Annotated in this window: 18 protein-coding genes; 9 read left to right on the top strand and 9 right to left on the bottom strand. The window is 68.9% G+C overall.

The features are described from left to right. Positions 1-9: 9 nt before the first annotated feature. Both ACSHV8_RS26290 and ACSHV8_RS26285 read right to left on the bottom strand, forming a co-directional pair. Positions 10-762, bottom strand: coding sequence for an ABC transporter permease (locus ACSHV8_RS26290; RefSeq protein ID WP_436519647.1), 753 nt, complete (start codon positions 760-762; stop codon positions 10-12). Further along, the gene (locus ACSHV8_RS26285) at positions 759-1,679 is read right to left on the bottom strand and encodes an ATP-binding cassette domain-containing protein (RefSeq protein ID WP_436519646.1); all 921 of its coding nucleotides are present in this window, start codon (positions 1,677-1,679) and stop codon (positions 759-761) included. The genes ACSHV8_RS26290 and ACSHV8_RS26285 overlap by 4 nt, the downstream gene beginning before the upstream one ends. A gap of 205 nt (positions 1,680-1,884) precedes the next feature. Between ACSHV8_RS26285 and ACSHV8_RS26280 the strand changes: the two genes are divergently transcribed. Beyond that, on the top strand, positions 1,885-2,631 hold the full coding sequence (locus ACSHV8_RS26280) for a hypothetical protein (protein ID WP_436519644.1): 747 nt from the start codon (positions 1,885-1,887) through the stop codon (positions 2,629-2,631). Between the two features lie 133 nt (positions 2,632-2,764). Here ACSHV8_RS26280 and ACSHV8_RS26275 read toward each other — a convergent pair whose 3' ends face one another. Then, on the bottom strand, positions 2,765-3,214 hold the full coding sequence (locus ACSHV8_RS26275; protein WP_436519642.1) for a group II truncated hemoglobin: 450 nt from the start codon (positions 3,212-3,214) through the stop codon (positions 2,765-2,767). 105 nt (positions 3,215-3,319) lie between these two features. Here ACSHV8_RS26275 and ACSHV8_RS26270 point away from each other — a divergent pair, with 105 nt between their 5' ends. Continuing rightward, positions 3,320-4,585, top strand: coding sequence for an erythromycin esterase family protein (locus ACSHV8_RS26270; protein ID WP_436519640.1), 1,266 nt, complete (start codon positions 3,320-3,322; stop codon positions 4,583-4,585). Between the two features lie 189 nt (positions 4,586-4,774). Next, positions 4,775-5,878, top strand: coding sequence for an alpha/beta fold hydrolase (locus tag ACSHV8_RS26265; protein WP_436519638.1), 1,104 nt, complete (start codon positions 4,775-4,777; stop codon positions 5,876-5,878). A gap of 283 nt (positions 5,879-6,161) precedes the next feature. Here the strand turns inward: ACSHV8_RS26265 and ACSHV8_RS26260 are convergent, their stop codons facing one another. Beyond that, positions 6,162-6,557, bottom strand: a complete 396-nt coding sequence (locus ACSHV8_RS26260) for a hypothetical protein (RefSeq protein WP_436519636.1) — start codon at positions 6,555-6,557, stop codon at positions 6,162-6,164. Between the two features lie 181 nt (positions 6,558-6,738). On the opposite strand from ACSHV8_RS26260, the gene ACSHV8_RS26255 reads away from it, so the two are divergent. Then, a complete protein-coding gene (locus ACSHV8_RS26255) occupies positions 6,739-7,281 on the top strand; it encodes a GNAT family N-acetyltransferase (RefSeq protein WP_436519634.1) in 543 nt (180 codons plus the stop codon). A 240-nt stretch (positions 7,282-7,521) separates the two neighbouring features. Here ACSHV8_RS26255 and ACSHV8_RS26250 read toward each other — a convergent pair whose 3' ends face one another. Further along, on the bottom strand, positions 7,522-8,283 hold the full coding sequence (locus ACSHV8_RS26250; protein ID WP_436519632.1) for a class I SAM-dependent methyltransferase: 762 nt from the start codon (positions 8,281-8,283) through the stop codon (positions 7,522-7,524). A gap of 178 nt (positions 8,284-8,461) precedes the next feature. Here ACSHV8_RS26250 and ACSHV8_RS26245 point away from each other — a divergent pair, with 178 nt between their 5' ends. From ACSHV8_RS26245 to ACSHV8_RS26230, 4 genes are read left to right on the top strand one after another with little or no spacing between them, the layout of a single operon-like run. Then, entirely contained in the window at positions 8,462-8,875 is a 414-nt protein-coding gene (locus ACSHV8_RS26245) for a hypothetical protein (RefSeq protein WP_436519630.1), read from the top strand. A gap of 24 nt (positions 8,876-8,899) precedes the next feature. Further along, positions 8,900-9,949, top strand: a complete 1,050-nt coding sequence (locus ACSHV8_RS26240; RefSeq protein WP_436519628.1) for a hypothetical protein — start codon at positions 8,900-8,902, stop codon at positions 9,947-9,949. Between the two features lie 19 nt (positions 9,950-9,968). Beyond that, positions 9,969-10,505, top strand: a complete 537-nt coding sequence (locus ACSHV8_RS26235; RefSeq protein WP_436519626.1) for a hypothetical protein — start codon at positions 9,969-9,971, stop codon at positions 10,503-10,505. Further along, entirely contained in the window at positions 10,505-11,299 is a 795-nt protein-coding gene (locus ACSHV8_RS26230; protein ID WP_436519624.1) for a hypothetical protein, read from the top strand. Before ACSHV8_RS26235 ends, ACSHV8_RS26230 begins: the two co-directional genes overlap by 1 nt. Here ACSHV8_RS26230 and ACSHV8_RS26225 read toward each other — a convergent pair. Both ACSHV8_RS26225 and ACSHV8_RS26220 read right to left on the bottom strand, forming a co-directional pair. Continuing rightward, entirely contained in the window at positions 11,274-11,702 is a 429-nt protein-coding gene (locus ACSHV8_RS26225) for a MarR family winged helix-turn-helix transcriptional regulator (RefSeq protein ID WP_436519622.1), read from the bottom strand. The genes ACSHV8_RS26230 and ACSHV8_RS26225 overlap by 26 nt on opposite strands. Next, complete coding sequence (locus ACSHV8_RS26220; protein ID WP_436519620.1) at positions 11,699-13,063, bottom strand: MFS transporter; 1,365 nt, start codon at positions 13,061-13,063, stop codon at positions 11,699-11,701. The genes ACSHV8_RS26225 and ACSHV8_RS26220 overlap by 4 nt, the downstream gene beginning before the upstream one ends. A gap of 98 nt (positions 13,064-13,161) precedes the next feature. Between ACSHV8_RS26220 and glgX the strand changes: the two genes are divergently transcribed. Continuing rightward, the gene (gene glgX / locus ACSHV8_RS26215; RefSeq protein WP_436519618.1) at positions 13,162-15,270 is read left to right on the top strand and encodes a glycogen debranching protein GlgX; all 2,109 of its coding nucleotides are present in this window, start codon (positions 13,162-13,164) and stop codon (positions 15,268-15,270) included. Between the two features lie 79 nt (positions 15,271-15,349). On the opposite strand, the gene ACSHV8_RS26210 is transcribed toward glgX, so the two are convergent. Both ACSHV8_RS26210 and ACSHV8_RS26205 read right to left on the bottom strand, forming a co-directional pair. Further along, positions 15,350-16,012 (bottom strand): lytic transglycosylase domain-containing protein, encoded by a 663-nt coding sequence (locus tag ACSHV8_RS26210; protein ID WP_436519616.1) that lies wholly within the window; start codon positions 16,010-16,012, stop codon positions 15,350-15,352. An 8-nt stretch (positions 16,013-16,020) separates the two neighbouring features. Further along, positions 16,021-16,395 carry a MerR family transcriptional regulator gene (locus tag ACSHV8_RS26205; protein ID WP_436519614.1) on the bottom strand — a complete coding sequence of 125 codons (375 nt, stop codon included), beginning with the start codon at positions 16,393-16,395 and terminating at the stop codon, positions 16,021-16,023. Positions 16,396-16,457: the final 62 nt, after the last annotated feature.

Genomic DNA, 16,457 nt, shown 5'->3' with positions numbered 1-16,457 from the left:
GCCCGGAGGTCAGGCCGGGTCGCGACGGAACAGCAGGCGGGACCAGGCGTAACCGGCCGCGGCCAGGAGCACGCACCAGATCACCGCCGGCCGCCAGCTGTCGCCGACCCCGAGCCCCAGCAGCAACCCCCGCACCGTGTCGATGATCGGTGTGAACGGTTCGTGCCGGGAGAACCAGCGCACCGCCCCGGACATCGACTCCGGCCGCACGAACGCGCTGCTCAGGAACGGCAGCAACTGAATGACCAGGGTGAACGGCGCCACCCCCTCGGCCGTGCGGGCGGCCAGCCCGGCCCCGACCGCGAGCCACGTCATCGCCACCGTGAACAGCGCCAGCAACCCGAGAGCGGCCAGCCAGCGCACCGGATCACCACTCGGCCGGAAGCCGAGCGCGAGCGCCACCCCGACGACCAGGACCGCGCTGACCAATGTCCGGATCGTCGAGCCGATCACGTGCCCGGTCAGCACCGACGCCCGGGAGATGTTCATGGTGCGGAACCGGTTGATGATCCCGGCGGTCATGTCCCGGTTCACCGCGAGCGCCGTCGTCGTCGACCCGTAACCGACGGTCATCAGCAGCACCCCGGCCACCACGTAGTCGATGTAGTCGTTGTCGGACAGGCCGACGTTCAGCGAGCCGCCGAAGACGCCGACGAAGAGCAGCAGCAGGATCACCGGCAGCCCGATGGTCATGATGATCGCGCCGGGGTTGCGGGACGTGTGGGTGAGGTTGCGCCGCAGCATGGTCGTCGCGTCGCTCATCGGGCCATCTCCCCACTGGTCAGGGCCAGGAAAACGTCGTCCAGGTCGGGGGCGTGCACGGAGAGTTCGGAGACCGCGATCCCGGCCGCGTCCAGCTCGCGCAGCGCCTCCACCCCGCCCTTGCGCGGCACCCGCAGGGCGACGGCCTCGTCGTCGCGCGTCGACCCGGGAAAGAGCCGCGCCGCGGCGGTCAAACCTTCACGATCAAAAAATTGCAGCCGTACGTGTCCTCCGGCCACCCCACGTTTCAGCTCGGCCGGCGTGCCGGACGCCACCAGCCGCCCGCCGTCGAGCACGCCGACCCGGTCGGCCAGCTGGTCCGCCTCTTCGAGGTACTGCGTGGTCAGGAAGATCGTGACCCCGCTGCTCACCAGGTCACGGACGATCTGCCAGAGCATCCGGCGCCCGCGCGGGTCGAGCCCGGTGGTCGGCTCGTCCAGGAAGATCAGCCGGGGCCGCCCGATCAGGGTCATCGCCAGGTCGAGCCGGCGCCGCATGCCGCCCGAGTAGGTGGCCGCGGTCTTCCCGGCCGCCTCCACAAGGTCGAACCGTTCCAGCAGCTCACCGGCGCGGGCCCGCCCGGTCGCCCGGTCCAGGTGGTGCAGGTCGGCCATCAGGGCCAGGTTCTCGGCGCCGGTCAACAGTTCGTCGACCGCCGAGAACTGCCCGGTGACCCCGATCAGGTCGCGCACCCGGGCCGGCTCGCGCCGCAGGTCCTGGCCACCGATCCGGATCTCGCCGCCGTCGAACCCGATCAGGGTCGACAGGATCCGCACGGCCGTCGTCTTGCCCGCTCCGTTCGGGCCGAGCAGGGCGAACGTCGTACCCTCGGGGATCTCGAAGTCGATGCCGTCCAGCACTACCCGTTCCGCGAACGATTTCCGCAGCCCGCGCACCGCGACCGCTGTTCCGCTCATGTCTCGCTCCTCCGTCGCCGTCGTGGCTTCGGGCCGAGCGTGCGCGGTCCCGGCTTCACGGCGGTGTCACGCCGGCTTCACGCGTGCAGAGATCAAGATCACTGGAGGCTGCCCGGGCGGGCCGTCGCCGTTATTGTCACGCCCGCACACCTGCGGGGGTGATCGCCGACGTCGATCGCGTCCGCCTTCAGACGGGGACGAAACAATGAAGTCTGTTACGCGCGCCGGCCTGGCCGCGCTCACCATTTCCGCCGCGCTGCTCGCCGGCTGCGGCAGCAACACCGGCAGTGACGCCACCGCCGCCGCGCCGGCCGCCGCCGCGTCGTCGGCCCCGGCCGGCAACGGGATCGCCGACCTCGAGGCCGCCGCGATCCTGGAGAAGGCCAAGACCGCCCTCAAGGGCGCCAAGTCCTTCCACGTCAAGGGCACGATCAAGCAGGACGCGGACAAGATCGAGCTGGACCTGAAGAACGCCGGCTCGGACTTCGTCGGGTCGATGACCTTCGGCGGCGCGACGATCGAGCTGCTCGCGATCGGCGGCCACAAGTACATGCGCCCGGACGCCGCGTTCTGGAACACGGTCGACTCGACCGGTGCCACCGCGAAGGCGATGAAGCAGCTGGTCGGCACCAAGTGGATCCGCCTGGCGGCCAAGGACGACAGCTTCAGCACGTTCTTCGCCGCCGCCGACATCGACGAGCTGCTGACGCCGGGCGGCACGCTGAGCAAGGGCGAGGCCAAGACGATCGAGGGCGTGCCCGCGATCGGCCTCAAGGACAGCAGCGACCCGGACACCGTGATCTACGTGGCCACCGACGGCGAGCCCTACCCGGTCAAGGCCGAGGGCCCGGACAGCCAGGGCATGGCGTTCAGCGAATTCGGCAAGACGTTCGCCGACCTCAAGGCCCCGACCGCCGCCGAGTTCGTCGACCAGTCCAAGATCGGCAAATGACAAAACCCGATTTTCCCGTACGGCGTGAGCACCACGATTGCCTCGGCATGATCCACGCCTGCGCGTAATCGGTAAGCGCCCGGTGATCAATTTCCGTCACGATCGGAAAGGGATCACCGGGCGTTTCTTTTGATCAATTGATCCGGCCGGACCACGACCAGTGCGGCATACCGAGCCCGTCGTCCACGGTCGCCGCGGTCGGGAAGATCGCCGACACCTCGGCGGTGGCCGCCGCCATGTAGTCGTGCAGGGCCGAACGCAACTCCGGATCGTCCGGCAGCGTGCTCGCCACCGCCTCGTCGAAGACCTCCCGGAAACGGGCCGAGAACGGGTCCTCGTCGCACTGGTTGGCGTGGATGCGCAGCATGGCCGGGTGACCGCCGTGCCGCTCGGAGTAGACCCGCGGGCCGCCGAGCACCTCACCCCAGTAACCGGCCAGGTTGCGCACGTGATCCGGGTTGCCGACGTGCGAGAACGGGTGTTCGAGCACCGGATCGGCCAGGCAGCGGGCGTGGAAATCGGCCGCGAGCGCGAGCATCGCCGCCGATCCGCCGGCCGCCTCGAACAGCGTGGGACGTCCCATCCACCCATCATGGCAGCGCGCGCGGCCGCGGCAAGGCCCTCCACGGCCGTACGCGCAAATGGGGTTTTGATGTGTGGGTTTGGTTGCTGTGGGTAACCGACCGGGATGATCCGGTACGGGGACGAGGTGGCGTCGATCGCCCGGGAGCTGCGGGATCCTGGGGATCTGGAGATCCTGCTGGACCGCGCGGAGTCCGCACGCGTGGTGATGATCGGCGAGGCCACCCACGGCACACACGAGTTCTACGCCTGGCGGTCGGCGCTGACCCGGCGGCTGATCGAGGAGCGCGGCTTCAGCTTCGTCGCCGTCGAGGGTGACTGGCCGGACTGCCAGCGGGTCGACGCGGCGGTGCGCGGCGGGCCGGGCGCGCCGGACGATCCGCGCTCGGCGCTGGTCCGCTACGACCGCTGGCCGACCTGGATGTGGGCCAACGAGGAACTGGTCGACTTCACCCGCTGGCTGCACGGTCTGAATCGGTCACGCCCGCCGGACGACCGCGTCGGTTTCCACGGTCTCGACGTGTACTCGCTGTGGCAGTCGATGCGCGAGATCCTCACCTGGCTGCGCGAGCACGACCCCGATCTGGTGCCCGTCGCGCTGGACGCCTACCGATGCTTCGAACCGTTCGACGAGGACCCCGATGCGTACGGCTGGGCCACCCAGTTCGTGAACGCGACCTGCGAGGACAAGATCGTGGCGATGCTGGCCGAGCTGCGCGGACGCGACTTCGGGGTGTTCCAGAACGCGACCGTCGTGGCCGGTGCGGAGAACTACTACCGGATGATGGTGCGGGGCGGGCCGGAGGCCTGGAACGGCCGGGACCGGCACATGGACGAGACACTCGATCGGCTGCTCACCCGCTACGGCCCCGGCTCGAAGGCGGTGGTCTGGGCGCACAACACGCACATCGGCGACGCCCGCGCCACCGACCAGGCCGATCGCGGCGAACTGACGCTCGGGCAGCTGGCCCGCGACCGGTACGGCTGGGACGAGGTGCTGCTGGTCGGCATGGCCTCCTACCGCGGCAGCGTGGTCGCCGGGCCGCAGTGGGGCGACCCGATGGAGGTGATGGCCGTCCCGCCGGCCCGTTCCGGATCCCTGGAGGAGATCCTGCACCTGACCGCGCCCCGGGACGCGCTCTTCGTCTTCCCGGCCGGCGAACGACCGGAACTGCTCACCACCGTGCTGCCGCACCGGGCCATCGGAGTGGTCTACCGCGCCGAGCGGGAACGCTGGGCGAATTATGCACCGACCGTGCTCGGAGATCGCTACGACGCGTTCCTCTGGTTCGACGAATCCCACGGGTTACGGCCGCTGCACACGCTGCGCGTCAACGCGCACGAGCCGGAGACGTACCCGAGCGGTGTGTAATCGCAATTGAAGCGCCGATTAAATCGATCTTTCCAATGGCGCTCGTCCATCAACCTAGTGACGTGCGCGGATACCTGAAGGGTCATGATTCTCTGGCCGGGAATGCGCTCCATAGGGATGTGATCCGCATTACGCTGTGCGTTCATCCGATCATCCACATCGGAGCCTTCCCATGAGAACGGGGTGTCCATGAACAAGATCGTCCGCCTGCTCCTCGCCGCGTTGCTGAGCGCGTGCGGGGTGACCGTCGCGGTCGCCCAACCGGCGACCGCGGCGCTGGCGCCGGGCTACGTGCTGACCAGTACGGCCGCCACCCTTCCGGCCGAACTGTCCGCACTTGCGACCGGAAAGCGCGTCCAGTACCTCTCCACCTCGATCACCGGTAGCACCATCACCGCCACCGGGCTCGTACTCACCCCGAAAACCGGGAAGAAGAACAAGGTGGTCGCCTGGGCGCACGGCTCGACCGGGCTCGCCTACCAGTGCGCGCCCTCGATCAACCAGGGCGTGTTCTGGGAAGAAGCCCGGATCGCCGTGGCCGCCCTGCTCAGCCGCGGATGGACCGTCGCCGCGACCGACTACCCCGGGCTCGGGACGGCCGGGCCGCACCCGTACTTGATCGGCGCCAGCGAAGGACGCGCGATCATCGACAGCGTCAAGGCCGCCCGGAACCTGGACTCGGCGCTGAGCACCTCGTACGTCATCGACGGGCACTCGCAGGGCGGCCAGGGGGCGCTGTTCGCCAGCCAGATGGCGCCGTCCTACGACGGGAACCTGGTACTCAAGGGCACGTCCAGCATCGCCCCGCTCTCCAACGCGGACTCGATCGCGCCGTACATCCCCGGGACGCCGGCGCAGGGATACCTGGTGATGGCGCTCTACGGCCTCAACGCGGTCGACCCGAGCGTGCAGCCGCTGACCATCCTGGCCACACCGGCCAAGACCAAGATCGGAGTGCTGTCCACCGGCTGCCTGAACGAGATCCTGGCCGCCTACCAGAACTTCACCCCGGCGCAGTTGGTGGTCAACGGGGTGGTGCCGAACTACGTGCTGACCAAACTGGCCCAGTACGACAACCCGGCACAGACCGCACCCAGCGCGCCCATCCTCATCGTGCAGGGCACCAACGACGACGCGGTGCCCTACAGCATCACGGCCGACCTGCTGCTGCCGCAGCTGCAGGCCTACAGCCAGCCGGTCCAGTTCGTGCCCATCGAGGGCGCCACCCACGACACCGCGGTGATCCAGTCGGCCGGCCTGGTCGCGGACTGGATCGCGGCCCGCTTCGCCTAGCTTTCCTCGGGTAAATGGGTGCTGTGGCCCGGCGGCCGCCCTCGCCGGGCCACAGTCCCGTCCGCACTCGTCCTGCCCGTGCGCGTGGCCCCGCGGAGTCCTTCCGGCCGGACGCCACCGTGGCCCTCGTGTCGGATTACACCGCGGCTTTCCAGGCGGACTCCGCTGCGGCCTTGCCCTCGGGCGCTGCGGCTCCGGGCGCCGGTGGTGCCGGGGCTGATGCTCTGGAGATCGCTCGGCGTCTGCTCGGCGGCACCGCATGAGTCAGCAGCGCGGCTGAGGATCACCAGTCGCGCCAGGAATCGGTCAGCTCCGCCCGGTCGACGCCGCGCCGGGCGGTCAGGGCGGTGACGTCCACACCGGCACCGGTCAGGACGACGTCGATGTACTCGGCCAGTTGCTCGCGCTCCCCGGTCTCGATGGCGCCGTGGCTCTCGTCGGCGGCGTTCAATCCCAGCACGACTCGTTCGACAGCTGCCCAGATCGCCGCGTCCGCCGCCGGGTCCAGGGCCGCGACGTCCCGCTCGTAGGCTTCCAGGACGGCATCGACGGCCGCCGTGAAGTCCGCCGGCCACAGCTCGGCGGCGTACGCCTCGGTCGGATCCAGTTCTCCGGCGGCAACGGCCGCTTCCTGGGTCGCCACCTCACGTCGCCAGCCCAGCGTAGGTCTCTCGATCATGATCGTCAGCGTAGAACGCTTCCCTCTGCCGTGAGCCCGAGTCTCCCGCCAGCCCGCTTCATCCGTTGGCGACCTCAGGAACCAGCGGGCCGGGCAGTGCTGTCTCGGCCGTGAATGCGCGTCGGGCCCGGTGCGGGACCGGCGGTGATCGTCCGTGGCGGCCGGCGGTTAGCCTGCGCGCATGGCAGAACTGGAACCCGTGTGGCCGCCGAGGCCGATCATGACCGAGCGGCTCCTGCTCCGCGAGTCGGAGGCCAGGGACCATGTGGCGTTCGTCGACCTGTTCTCGTCGCCGGAGGTGGGCACCTACATCGGTGGAGCTCAGCCGCGTGAGGAGCTCGAACGCAAACCCGAGACGTCCTGGCGGCGACCCGGGGTCTTCGTGGTCGAACTCGACGGCGAGGTGATCGGCATGGTCACGCTCGAACGGCGCAACGACGGACCTCCGGATCGGGTCCGGCCGGAGTCGGGGGAGGTCGATCTCGGCTACCTGTTCCTGCCCGAGGCTTGGGGCTACGGATACGCCGCCGAGGCGTGCTCGGCGGCCCTCGACTGGTTCGCCCGCGCGTACCCCGGGGAGTCGGTGGTGCTCTCCACCCAGTCCGCCAACGCCCGGTCGAGGCGCCTGGCCGTGAAGCTCGGCTTCACCGAGGTGCAGTACTACGTGATGTGGGATGCCGAGCAGTGGTTCGGCGTGTGGTCCCCGGGAACGCCGCGCGGCTGATCCGAACCTGCGCGTCTGTTCACAGCACCGCCTATCCGATCACAGGGGGCCACACGGTCGTCGCGAGGCCGAACGGCTGATCGCAGGCGCGCGCCGCGCAGCCTCGGACCGCGACCGCACGCTGAGGGTCACCGGCTGCGGGCCCGCGGGATCGGGCAGCGACTGCCGGCCGTGGCTCGCCCCACGGCTGGGCGGGCCGATCATAAAGGCGGGCGGCCGATCTTAAGGGCGGCCGGCCGGTCAAGAGGCGACGATCAGGTGGATGGTCGTGGTCAGGACGGGCGGCTCCGGGAACAACGGCGCGAGCGCGGCCTCGGCAGCCGCCCGGCGCTCGGCCGGGATGCGGCGCAGGACGACACGGCCGCCGTGCGAGCCGACCCACTCCACGAAATGGGGCACGTCGCGGAACGTGGTGCGGACGGTGAACGGGGCTATCTCCGTACGGGAAAAGCCTGCCGAAACCACCGCATCGCGTAACCAATCCGGATTTTGGAAGGTGCCGGTCTCCGCCGGGCGGGGCGGTGGATTGACGGCGTGGGCGGCGAGCGTCGCCATGGCCGCGCTGTGCCGCGGATCGTGCGCGGCGAACGTGCTGAAGGCGAGGCGTCCGCCGGGCCGGAGCAACCGCCGGTAGGCCGCGAGCGCGGCCCGCGCGTCGGGCAGGAAGAAGACGACCAGCCCGGCGGTGATCACGTCGAACGTGCCCGGCGGAAAATCCGGGGCCTGCGCGTCGCCGGCCTCGACCGTGACGTGCGGGAGGTGCGCGGCGGCGGCCCGGGTCAGCGCGACCATGCTTGGCGCCTGATCGATCCCGGTCACATGCCCGGCCGGTCCGGTCGCCTCGGCGGCCGGGAACAGCACGGCCCCACGCCCGCAGCCGACATCGAGCACGGCCTCGCCCGGTTTGACCCCGGCCGCCCGGGCCAGGGCCGCGCCCATCGGCGTGAAGAACTCCGCCCCGACGTTGTCGTAGTCGGCTGCCACTTCCTCGAACACATCCATGCGCCCACCCTGCCAAACCGCCGGTGTCAGTGAGGTGTCGGCCCGCCCGGGCCGAGTCGGAACGCGGATCCACTGTGTCCCCAGCCGGACAGTTTCCGAGAACGTGGCGTCGAACCGCGCCCGCGGCCCGGGCGTACTCCCCGGTACACGGGGAAAACCACAGAATCCAGGTGCGACGATGAGTGACGAGATGCACGGCGCCGTGTTCGGCGGCCCGCTCGAACGGCTACGCCAAGCCGCCCGCGTCGACCTTCCGCGGCTGGCCGACGAGTACGCGAACATCCGCAACGAGTGCGAGACCAGTTCCGGCTCCGACGACAAGCTCGATCGTCCGGCTCACTTCGGCTCGCCCGCCCTCAAGGACGCCTGGACACGGCTGCGCGACGTCGTCTGGAGCGCGGCCGGCGAGACCAGCGACAACCTGTGGGACCTGTCGCGGGGCCTGAACACCGCGCTCGACCGGTTCGTCGCGCAGGACACCGAGGCGGCCGCCGCGCTCAGAGCGACCCGGTGGGATCTGCAGCACGACAGCACCAGCATCAACGACGAGTGGACGGCCGGGTACGACGGCGGCTCCTACCCGCATCAGTGACCGAGCGGCGCGAGAGGAGGGTCCATGCCGTCGGAATTCCCGCAGAGTCTCGAACTCGCGATCACCAACCTGATCAACACGCTGGTCTACAAGGTCATGACCGGGGAGACCGATGCCGATGCCCAAGAGGAGTTCATACAGGCCACCGGCATTCCCTATCTGAGCGACGTCACGGTCCAGAACTACGCCAGGAAGACGGCTCAGGAGATCTGGGGCCCCTACCTGGAGCTGCCTCCGCCGTCCTCGCTCGACGGGGCGATCGAGGCTTTGGCCGGCGCGCACAACCGGCTCACCAACACGGGGGTGACCACCATCGAGGACGCCGAACGATTCAGCCCGAACGCGCTGGTGCCGACCTTTATGAATGGTTTCCGGACCAACCAGGCCGGCTGGCGGGGAGCGACCATCGATGCGGTCCGCAGTGGTTACCTCGACCGGTGGGGCGGCATGGTGTTTCTCCAGGCCAACACCCTCGCGCTGCTCTGGTTGGTGCTGAGGGGATACCAGGAGCAGCTCAAGCAGGCGCAGAACGACGTGGTCAATCTCGTCAACCGGGCCGAGGAGGCGATCGCCGCCTACAGCCCGGATTCGCTGTGCGGGTCGAGCGACAAGAAGAACGTCACCTTCAACATCATCATCGGAGTGCTCAGCGTCCTGTCCGCGGGCGCCGGGCTGGCGACGGGGACCGGCATGGCCGTCACCACCCTTGCCGCTGCGCTTGCCGGGGGCGGCGTCAGCGTGGCCAAGGACAAATACGAACCGGACGCGCCCAGGGACCACGACATCCAGGGCGACAGTATCGCCGAGTTGTGGCAGAGCATCCTCGACGCGACCGAGAAGCTTCGCCTGCAGTTCAGCGCATCGGACAAGGAGCTGCACGACATCGTCGACAAGTTCTACGACGGAGTCGTCGACGGGCGCGTCGTCCTCGGGAAGTCCGGAGAGGGTTACAAGCAGCGAGTGCCGACACTGGAGGTCTTCCGGTCGAAGCCGCTGGGCGCAGGCACCACCGATGTGATGCGGCCGCTGACCGGTTCGGACAACCCCGATCCAGCTCATTCTCCGTATCGCTGAACCACAGAGGAGGGGACGGATGAACACCATTTCGAACGACCTCAACGAGATTGCGGTGACCGTGACCTCTCCGGACGGGCGGATCGAGGGGCGGGCCGAGTCGCTGCGGTATCGCACTCTGCGGTTCCTGCACGACAGCTACGAGGGCTACTATCGCCACCGTGACCCCGAGGTGCTGGCACATCAGCTGGGGCGCGCGGCGACCTTGATGGCCGCGGCTTACCAGAAGACGCGCCGGCAGGTCATGCTCGCGCACGGCTTCGAACGGTCGAGCGCGATACGGCCGCCGTTCTCGTCCCGGCATCGGGAGTACCTCGACCGAGGCATGACACTGACCGCGCAGGGCAGTTCGCCGGACCGGGAGATCCAGCTGATGACGACCGGGCTCATCGAATTCCACGTCGACATCAAGCCGGACGCGCTGGAACGCCACAACGAGCAGGGTTTCCTGCACCTCGTGGACCGGGCGATGGACGACCTCCAAGCGGGTTATCAGCGGGTGCACACGGCGCTTCGGCACGAGCTGTACCTGAAATACCAGGGCAGGGAGCGATGATGCGCCTGTCACGACGGCGGCTGATGCTGGTGGCGCTCGGCGCGGCGGCCGGCGCGGCGGGGTGCAGCGGACCGCCCGGCAACGTCGAGCCACCCGCGCCGTCGGCAAGCCCGGACCCGTCCCTGTTGCGCGATGACATCGCCGACGGCATCACCGTCGAGGACCGGGGATTTTCGACCTTTCAGGTGCCCGGTCTCCCGGCCACGCGGCGCATCGTCGGGGCGGCCGGAGTCTTCCGGAACACCACGAGTCAGCCGATGAAGATCCATGTCCGTTTCCGGTTCGTGGACGACGCGGGGCGCGGATGGCATTCCCAGGAATCCAATGACTGGGCGGCGGTTCTCAACGCCGGTTGGGGGTATCTGCCGCCGGGGCAGGCCGTCGAGTTCGGTGACGTCGACCAGGTCGACGCGGCCGACGCGGACCGGGTGGCCGGGATCGTGATGTACGTGATCGCACTGCCGGCCGCACCGTCGATCCTCCTGCCCGCCAAGATCGTTGGGCTGAAGCCCCGCCCCACCCCGAAGGACGAGTGGGATTACGTATCGTTCGAGGTGGACTGCCCGTTGATCAAGCTGGAGGAGCCCAACTTCGGCCTGGTGTACCGATCACCCGAGGGCCGTCTGATCGGCGGATGGTTCGTCTACCGGGCCAACTTCATCCATCTCAAGGACGAGCTGCCGAAGGGCGAGACCGACGAGTACCGGCAGGGCACGAGCAGACACACTCTGCCGGTCGTGCTTCCTCCGGGCATCCAGCCCGGAGCCGTCACCATGTATCTCTGGCCGTCCTGACCCGGGAGGTGAGGATCCGGGCGAGCGTGGCCAGGTCCTCCTCGGGCAGGGCGAGCAGTTCCGGCGGGGGAGTGCCGAGGATCTGGTCGGCCCGGCGGGCCGCCTCGTGCCCGGCGGCGGTGAGGGTGACCAGCCGGGAGCGGCCGTCGGCCGGGTTGGGTTCGCGCCGGACCAGGCCGCGGGCTTCCAGGTCGCCGGCGATCACGGTGGCGTAGGGCGGGTCGCAGACCAGTTCGGCGGCCATCTCGCGGAGGGTTCTCGGCCCGTGGGCCAGCATGATCAGGGTTTTGACGCGGAGAAAGCCCATGCCGAGCGCCTCGGCGGCCCGGGTTTTCGCGTCGTGTTGTTCGGTGACGAGCGCCCGCATGGCCCGCCAGGCCTGTTCGGCGGCGGAGGCGGTCATGCCGGGATGGCCTCGGCCGTGCGGGTCCGGCTGCGCGCCCAGGCTCCGGTGCTCATCCGCCCCAGGATCAGGACGGCGACCCCGAGGGCGGCCAGGATCCACCATCCCGCGTGCATGCTGCCGGAGGCCAGCACGGCCCCGATCACGGCGACTCCGAGCGCGCTGCCCACCTGTCGGCTGGTCGAGGCGATGGCCGCCGCGGTGCCCGCGCGTTCGCGGGGCATGCCGGAGACCGCGGTGTTGGTGATCGGTGTGTTCACCATCCCGAAGCCGATGCCGAACACCAGGTAGGCCGCCAGCAGCTGCCAGACCGGGGTGTCGGGCCCGGCCAGGGCGAGCGGCAGCATGCCGAGCGCCATCCCGGCTCCGGCGATCTGCAGCGGCAGGCGGGTGCCGCGGGTGGCCACGAGACGGCCGGACAGGGGGGAGAGCAGCACGTTCGCGGCGGCCAGGGGCAGTGTGTAGAGGCCGGCGTCGAGCGCCGACAGCCCGCGCGTCTCCTGCAGGTAGAGGGTGTTGAGGAACAGGAAGCCGCCGAGGGCGGAGAACGCGCAGATCGCGATCAGCACCGCGCCGGAGAACGGTGGGCTGCGGAACAGTCCGAGATCGATCAGGGGTTCGGCACGGCGCGGCTCCCACCACAGGAGCCCGCCGAGCGCCAGCAGGGACAGCGCGAAGCAGCCGATGATGGCCGGCGAGGACCAGCCGATCTCGGGTCCCTCGATGATGCCGAAGGTGACCCCGGCCAGCAGCAGGAAGACCAGGACCTGGCCGGCCGGGTCGAGCCGGCGGGCCTTGGGTGCCCGCGACTCGGGGACGAAGATCGCGGTGAGGATCAGCGCGGCGAGGCCGACCGGCACGTTGACCCAGAAGATCGACCGCCAGCCGAGGCTGTGCACCAGCAGCCCGCCCGCGACCGGGCCGAGGGCCAGACCGAATCCGTTCACCGCGCCCCACACGCCGATGGCCCGGGCGCGTTCGCGCGGCTCGGTGAACGTGTTGGTGATGATCGACATGGCGACCGGGTTGAGCATCGACGCGCCGATCGCCTGGAGCAGCCGGAACGCGATGAGCCAGCCGAGGCTGGGCGCGATGCTGCACAGCAGGGAAGCGGCGGTGAAGATGACCAACCCGGTCTGGAAGACCCGCCGGCGGCCGACCCGGTCGGCGATCGAGCCGGAGAGCACCAGCAGGCTGGCCAGCACGAGGGTGTACGCGTCGACGGTCCACTGCAGGCCGGCGACCGAGGAGCCGAGATCCTGCCGGATGGCCGGCAGGGCGATGTTCATGATGGTGACGTCCAGGCTGATGATCAGCAGACTCATGCAGCAGATCGCCAGGACGAGGTAGCGGCGTGGCACGGTTTAGTTGTACCTCTACAACTAACCGGGCAGCCGGGGATCCTGGTCACAGCGATACGGGGTTTTCGGATGGGCAGGATGTGGGCAAGGTGGGCGGCATGAAAATCTGGCCGGGCAATCCGTACCCGCTGGGTGCGACCTATGACGGGGGCGGCACGAACTTCGCCATCTTCAGCGAGGTCGCCGAGCGGGTCGAGTTGTGTCTTTTCGACGACGAGGGCAACGAGACCCGCGTCGACCTCCCCGAGCGGGAGGCGCTCGTCTGGCACGGCTACCTGCCCCGGGTCATGCCCGGTCAGCGGTACGGTTTCCGCGTGCACGGCCCGTATGACCCGTCCCAGGGGCTGCGCTGCAATCCGAGCAAGTTGCTGCTCGATCCGTACGCGAAAGCCATTGATGGTGATTATCGGTGGGACCAGGCGCTGTTCTCGTACAACTTCGGCGACCCGATGTCCTACAACGATGCCGACTCGGCGCCGTTCGCCCCGCGGTCGGTGGTGATCAACCCGTTCTTCGACTGGGGTAACGACCGCCCGCTCAAGGTCCCGTTCCATCAGACGGTGATCTACGAGGCGCACGTCAAGGGCATGACGAACAGCCACCCCAAGATCCCCGACGACGTACGGGGTAAGTATTCGGGTCTCGCCCATCCGGTGATGATCGAGTATTTCAAGAAGCTCGGGATCACCGCCGTCGAGCTGATGCCGGTGCACCAGTTCGTGCACGACAGCGGCCTGAGCGAGCGGGGCCTGCGCAACTACTGGGGTTACAACACCATCGGCTTCTTCGCCCCGCACAACGGCTACGCGTCGTTCGGTGGCGGTGGCGGCCAGGTGCAGGAGTTCAAGTCGATGGTCAAGGCCCTGCACCAGGCCGGCATCGAGGTCATCCTGGACGTGGTCTACAACCACACGGCCGAGGGCAACCACCTCGGACCCACGCTGAGTTTCCGCGGCATCGACAACCCGGCGTACTACCGGCTGGTCGACACCGACAAACAGTATTATTACGACACCACGGGCACCGGTAACAGCCTCAACGTCCGCCACCACGAGTCGTTGCGCCTGCTCATGGACTCGCTGCGGTACTGGGTGACCGAGATGCATGTCGACGGTTTCCGCTTCGACCTGGCCGCGTCCCTGGCCCGCGAGTTCCACGAGGTGGACCGGCTGGCCGCGTTCTTCGACCTGGTCAACCAGGACCCGGTGGTCTCGCAGGTCAAGCTGATCGCCGAGCCGTGGGACGTCGGCGACGGCGGCTACCAGGTCGGCGGCTTCCCGCCCAACTGGACCGAGTGGAACGGGAAGTACCGTGACTCGGTCCGCGACTTCTGGCGCGGCGAACCGGCCAGCCTCGGCGAGTTCGCCTCCCGCTTCACCGGCAGCTCCGACCTGTACGAGATCGACGGCCGCCGCCCCATCGCCTCGATCAACTTCGTCACCGCGCACGACGGATTCACCATGCACGACCTGGTGTCGTACAACGAGAAGCACAACGACGCCAACGGCGAGGGCAACCGCGACGGCGAGAGCCACAACCGCTCGTGGAACTGCGGCGCCGAGGGCGAGACCGAGGACACCGACATCATCGTCCTGCGCGAACGCCAGAAACGGAACTTCCTGGCCACCATGCTGCTCAGCCAGGGCGTCCCGATGATCCTGCACGGCGACGAGCTCGGCCGCACCCAGCAGGGCAACAACAACGTCTACTGCCAGGACAACGAGCTGAGCTGGGTCGACTGGGAGAACGCCCGCGAGGAGGACGTGCTCACGCACTTCGTCCGCGCCCTCACCAAGCTCCGGGCCGAACACCCGATCTTCCGCCGCCGCCGCTTCTTCACCGGCGACGCCGCCGACGACAACAAGCTGCCCGACATCGCCTGGCTGCGCCGCGACGGCGAGATCATGAACGAGGACGACTGGAACACCCGCAGCGGCATGACCATGACGGTCTTCCTCAACGGCCACGGCATCCCGGAACGCGACGCCCTCGGCGAGGAGATCACCGACGACTCGTTCCTGCTGCTGTTCAACCCCCTCGACGAGGACGTCTCGTTCACCCTGCCGGCCCGCGAATACGGCAAGACCTGGGAACTGGTCGCCCACACGGCCGACCCGCTACTGGCCCGCCGCCGCAAGACCACCCGCGCCGGCAGTAACGTCGAGGTCATCCGCCACGCCCTGGTCGTCCTGCGCAGCCGAGCCTGACAACCAGCAAGAGCCAGATCAACACCATTTCGCCGTACGGCGGTGAGCGCGTTGCTCACGCCGTACGGCGAAATGGTTTTCAGTAGTTGTTGTACTGGACCGAATGGTTCCAGGCGCCGCACGGGGTGTCGTAGCGCTTCTTGATGTAGTCCAGGCCCCATTTGATCTGGGTGGCCGGATTGGTCTTCCAGTCCGAGCCGAACGACGCCATCTTCGAGCCGGGCAGCGACTGCGGAATGCCGTAGGCACCGGAGCTGCGGTTCTCGGCCCGGTAGTTCCAGCCGCTCTCCTTGTTCCACAGCTTGTTCAGGCAGGCGAACTGGTCGAGGCCGAAACCGGCGGAGAGGGTGAGCGCGCAACCGACCGCGCGGCTGCCGCTGAATTCGTTGCACGAGGTGGGGATCGTGCCGGCGAAGGCGACCGGGCCGCTGTTCTTCTTCTGCTCGGCCGCTTTCTTCGCGGCGGCCACGCTCTTGTCCAGATCCTTGGCGTATCCGGAGGCGGCTTTGACGTCGGTCGCGGCTTTCTGGGCGGCCGTGTTCTCGGCCGACGTCCAGCGGGCGCGAGCCGCCGCGTGCTGATTCTCCCGGACCTTCATCAGCTGCATGTCGGCGGCCTCGGCGGCGACCGTATCGATCTTCCCGGAGGTCTGGGGCGGCCGTTGTTCGCCCAGGTAGGCGCCGCCGGCGAGGCCGGCGAGCAGCACGACGACGGACGCGACACGGACTGCGTGCCGGATCACGGGGCCTCCTAGGAGCCGGCCGGGCGAACGGTCTGGGCACGGTACCAGGCGATCTTCTCGCGCACGCGCTCCTGTTCCCGCCGGAGCCGGGCGACCTTCTCGTCGATCTCCCGGTCGTGCTCGGCGAGCAGCTGAACGCGCTGCTCAGCGGCGTCGTCACCGTCGTGCAGCAGTTCGGCGAAGCGCCGCAGCCGGGCGATCGGCATGCCCGAGTCGCGCAGGCAGCGCAGCAGACCGATGCGACCCAGGTCGTCGTCGGAGAACACGCGCTGGCCGCCGGTGGTGCGTTCGATGCCGTGCAGCAGCCCGATCCGCTCGTAGTAGCGCAGGGTGTCGATGCTCACCCCGAGCTTCCCGGCGACCTCGCCCGGTGAATAAGGCATCGATCATCCCTCCCCCGTCGGAAAGGGAGACCGTACCCGGCTACCGTGCTTTCGTGCGATCC

The sequence above is a fragment of the Actinoplanes sp. HUAS TT8 genome, assembly GCF_051380535.1.
Taxonomy (GTDB): Bacteria; Actinomycetota; Actinomycetes; order Mycobacteriales; family Micromonosporaceae; genus Actinoplanes.
The sequence above is the reverse complement of the archived record's forward strand: the minus strand, read 5'-3'. Positions and strand labels throughout refer to the sequence as shown.